Raw genomic sequence first — 4,114 nt, forward strand, 5'->3', positions numbered from 1 at the left:
GGCCGGTGCTACTACAATCACATTGCCCTGTTCACGGCTAGAGAGCCCTTGGCTTTGCAAAATCAGCGCCAGCGCCTGGTCCCAGGGCACATCGTTGAGGTTGAGCGTTACTCGCCCAGTAACACTATCACTGGCGACTAGGTTCAAGCCGGTAAACTCAGCCAGCGTCGCCAGCACGGCTCGCACCTCAATATCTTGGAAATTGAGGCTCAGACGGTCGCCGGTGAAGCTTTCTCCCTGCTGCGCGCGGTCCTGCTGAGAGGCTTGGCTCACCGGCTGTACTTCCACGGTGAGTGTTCGCCCGCTTTGCGATGAAATCATCGCGTAGGGGCCGTTAGTTTGCAGCTCAAGCAGGGTTTCCCGCTGGCCAGTGCGGGGGGTTATGCGGGTAATGGGGGTAGCAAAGTCGGTCACATCGTAAATTTGATTCAAGGAATCAGGAATATCTACGTCGCGAAGCTCAGCAATAACGCGGCCCTCGCTCCCTTCCCGCACTTGCGTCACTACCCCTTCACGATCAAAAGAGACCAGCAAACGCCCTGCCCCATCAGCCCCCCGCTGGAAGTCGATATCCGTTACTTGCGGCCCTAGGGCAGTTTCCAACCCGCTACTCATACCTGCGGACGAGTTGTCATTCGCAGCGCTAGTACTTTCAGGGCTTAGGGTGATGCGCAGCTGATCCCCTTCTATGCGAGAGGTGTAGTCCAGCGGCTCGCTCAGGTCGACCACTAGCCGTGTACGGCCATTGCCCTCCAGCGCGGTAATACGCTCCACACCTGCGCTGTCTACGTTAATGCGCCGCTGAGGCAAGCTGCTTTGGGTATCGGCTAGATCTAGTGCTAGACGCGGCGGAGTATTCAGCCGATAGCCGCGAAGCTCGGCAACGCCGCCGCTAAATTGCAATACCAGCTCCACCTCGCCGCCACTGGTTGAACGCACATCAAGGTCCGTTAGCACTGAACCAAGGGCAAAGGTGGGCATCAGGGCTAACAATGACAGCGTAATTAGACGAAGCATGACGACCATAGCGTGTTATCCGATAACAAGTAAAAATACATAGGGCGCACCGTGCGATATGTGCTTAGCCTACTCATTCAGGGTGAGCGATGCCTGACGCTCCTGCCAACCCTGCAACTGATTAAAAATACGTTCGGTTATGCGTACTTCTTGCGGGCCAATCGCGGTGATATGCCCGTAGTTAGTGCCTAAATAGTTGCCTTCACGCACACTATAAACGCTGCCATCAGGGGCGCTAATCAACGCCACCTGCTTCCCACCCATGCGCAATGTGCCAACTAAACGCAGCGCCTCCAGCTGAAACTCCTCTAGCGGCTCGGGGGTGCGCTGCTGATCCGGGGCGAGTGCACTCTCCATCACTGCTACCGTGTCGTTGGCACGAATGCTTTCTGGTGCTAAGAAGGGGCTTCGCACCTCGCGATAACGGTAATCTACCGGCTGATACTCAGGAATCGTCGGTATAATCACCGGTGGCTGCCCTGCCGGTGTACGACGAATCTCTTCCATCACGGTATCTAACTGGCTCAGGTTGGCATCGCCACAGCCCGCTAACAGAACCACCGCTCCAATGCTAAGTAGACGCTTCATGGGGCGGGCTCCTCCCCTTCCACTGCTTCTATATAGCTATAGGTGCGTGCCAGCAGCGACATGCGCAGCGAGTCACCACTCTGCCCGGCAGGGGCAAGGGTTAAATCGTGCTGGGTCACAATACGCGCAAGCTGGCTGATATCTGCCACAAATTGCGCTAGTTCGTGATAGCCGCCGCGCACCTGAATATCCAGCGGATGCTCCACATAGTGAGTGTTACTCACGGTAGGCCTTAAACGGATAGCTTCAATGCTTAAATTGTTTTCCACCGCCGCATCGCTGATGCTGTCCAGTAGCGACGGAATCTCAGCGCTGGTAGGCAGCATGGCGCGCATGGTCGCCATTTGCTCCTCTAACTCCTCCAACTGCTCCCGCACCTCAGGCAAAAAGGCCGCTTCGGATACTTTGCTGCGATATTCGTTCAAAAGGCGCGCTTCTTGGCGTTGGGCCGCTTCTAGTTCGGCACGCTTGTCGCTTACCAACCACCAGCTCAAGCCGCCAACGGCAATGACAAAGGCCAGCACCCCACATAGCGCTTTTAATAGCGCAGGCCACTCTCCCGCCTCTTTTACATCCAGCCCCTGCCAATCTACATCTTGCAGCTGCCGCCACTCACTCCGCCAGCGTTCACGCCCCCAGATCATGGCGCTTCCTCCTCAGCGGCGGCTTCTTCTACGACAGACTGTACCACGTCAAACTGGAACACTCGGCTGGTACCATCTTCGCCACTGGCTACCTCAGAGAATTGTGGCACCCCTAACCCTGGCATGCTGGCGATTTGGCGCAGTTGATCCGATACCTGCCGCTCGCTGCCCGCCATGGCAGAAAAGCTAACCTGTTCACCACTGCGGGAAAGGCGCTGATACACCACGCCATCCACCACGCTGGCAGCAATATTATTGAACAACTGTACAGTGCCTATCCGCTCGGCTTGCAGGGTTTGAAACAGCGTTAGTTGCTCACCCAACCGGGCTGCGGTTGCTTGATAGCGCTGCACGTCGGCGATTTCGTTATTCAAGCGCTCAATGTGGTTCGTGATATACGCATTGCGCTGCTGCTGAGCCGATAACTGCTGCTGATAAATTTGCAAGACACCCAGCCCTAAACCAATACCCGCTAAGAACATCATCACGACTCCCCCATAAAATCGGCGTGTACGCTTTTCACGGCGTGCTTCCCGCCAGGGCAGCAAATTGACCTTGATGCTCATAACCCAACCCTCATCGCCAAACCGCCAGCGGTGAGCATGGCCGGTGCATCATTGGTTAGGCCTTCAATATTAAGGCGTTTATTCACACGCATACGTTGGAACGGGTTGGCAATCGTCACCGACATCCCGCTATCTTCAGCAATTCGCTCAGCAAGCCCAGAAATCACGCTAGAGCCCCCCGCCAGCACAATGTGCTGCACCTCATGCTGGCGACCAGCAGTGTAGTAGAGCTGCAGCGAGCGCCCTACCTGCTGTACCACGGTTTCTAAAAACGGATTCAGCACTTTCTCGTGATAGTCATCCGGCAGGCCGCCGCGCTTTTTGGCAAAGCCGGCCTCCTCATTACTCATGGCGTAGTGGTCACGAATCGCATCGGTCAGTTGGCGACCGCCAAACACCGTGTCGCGGCTATAAACAATATGACCACCGCGCACCACGTGGAAGGCGTTCATATTGGCACCGATATCCACCAGCCCGACACAGGCGTTGGGGTCGTTCTCTACGCTGAGCTGACGGCGTAGCTCGGCCAGCGAGCGCTCCATGGCGAACGTTTCCACATCCACCGCCGCAGGCTCAAGACCTGCGCGCTCTAAGGTTTCGGTAAGTTGAGAAACATCCTGCTGGCGGCACGCCACCAAAATCACCTGCTGCTGCTCTTCATCAAAGGGCGCGGGGCCTAGGCAATGGAAATCGAACGCTACCTCGCTGAACGGAAACGGAATATGCCGGTCAGACTCGGCAATAATGCGTTCCTCTATCTCATCTTCGCTAAGCGAAATGGGAAACTGGAGCGTTTTGGTAATCGCGGCGCTGGCCGGAACGGCCACGGCGGCTTTGCGCGTCGAGGGTTTGGCATGCTCAACGGCGCGACTAAGCACGTTGGCAACATCGTTCATGTCACGAATACGGCGCTCGACTACCGCGCCTTCGCGAAGCGGGCGCACGGCGTAGCTCTCAACTTGGTAGTTGTCGTTGCACTGTTTAAGTTCAAGTAGCTTGACGGTGGCCGAGGTAATATCGACACCAATCAACCCTTTACTGGGTTTTAGTAAGCGCATGCTGACTCCGGCTCCGCCTGCCTATCGTGCGAGTTTCGAGGTTACATGATTTTGAGTTAAGGCACACGCCCATGCTCCTCGCTATATCAACACTGGTGGCCGCTGCCTCCCCTTCCTATAATGGCAGCCAATTGCGCGCTATGGCGGTTACACCACCATACCTACTCTTCTTTTCACGGGTGCCCACTGTTCATGACGTTTTTACGAACTCTTGTGTTGTCACTATTTTCGCTGGTTGTTG

Annotated in this window: 5 protein-coding genes; all 5 read right to left on the reverse strand. The window is 56.0% G+C overall.

Translation table 11 applies throughout. The annotated features are described in order from the left end of the window. Nucleotides 1-1,026: AMIN domain-containing protein (locus tag BIS10_RS17750; RefSeq protein WP_253507319.1), on the reverse strand; the 1,026-nt coding region annotated here is incomplete at its 3' end. Between the two features lie 60 nt (nt 1,027-1,086). Further along, nucleotides 1,087-1,605: a pilus assembly protein PilP gene (locus BIS10_RS17755; protein ID WP_083023687.1), complete on the reverse strand. Its 519-nt coding sequence runs from the start codon at nt 1,603-1,605 to the stop codon at nt 1,087-1,089. Further along, nucleotides 1,602-2,249, reverse strand: a complete 648-nt coding sequence (locus BIS10_RS17760) for a type 4a pilus biogenesis protein PilO (protein ID WP_253507322.1) — start codon at nt 2,247-2,249, stop codon at nt 1,602-1,604. The genes BIS10_RS17755 and BIS10_RS17760 overlap by 4 nt, the downstream gene beginning before the upstream one ends. Continuing rightward, on the reverse strand, nt 2,246-2,815 hold the full coding sequence (locus BIS10_RS17765; protein WP_253507325.1) for a PilN domain-containing protein: 570 nt from the start codon (nt 2,813-2,815) through the stop codon (nt 2,246-2,248). The genes BIS10_RS17760 and BIS10_RS17765 overlap by 4 nt, the downstream gene beginning before the upstream one ends. Continuing rightward, a complete protein-coding gene (gene pilM, locus BIS10_RS17770) occupies nt 2,812-3,873 on the reverse strand; it encodes a type IV pilus assembly protein PilM (protein WP_253507327.1) in 1,062 nt (353 codons plus the stop codon). Before pilM ends, BIS10_RS17765 begins: the two co-directional genes overlap by 4 nt. Between the last annotated feature and the right edge of the window lie 241 nt (nt 3,874-4,114).

The sequence above is a fragment of the Halomonas sp. 707B3 genome (assembly GCF_024158645.1).
In the GTDB taxonomy this organism is placed as follows: domain Bacteria; phylum Pseudomonadota; class Gammaproteobacteria; order Pseudomonadales; family Halomonadaceae; genus Vreelandella; species Vreelandella lionensis.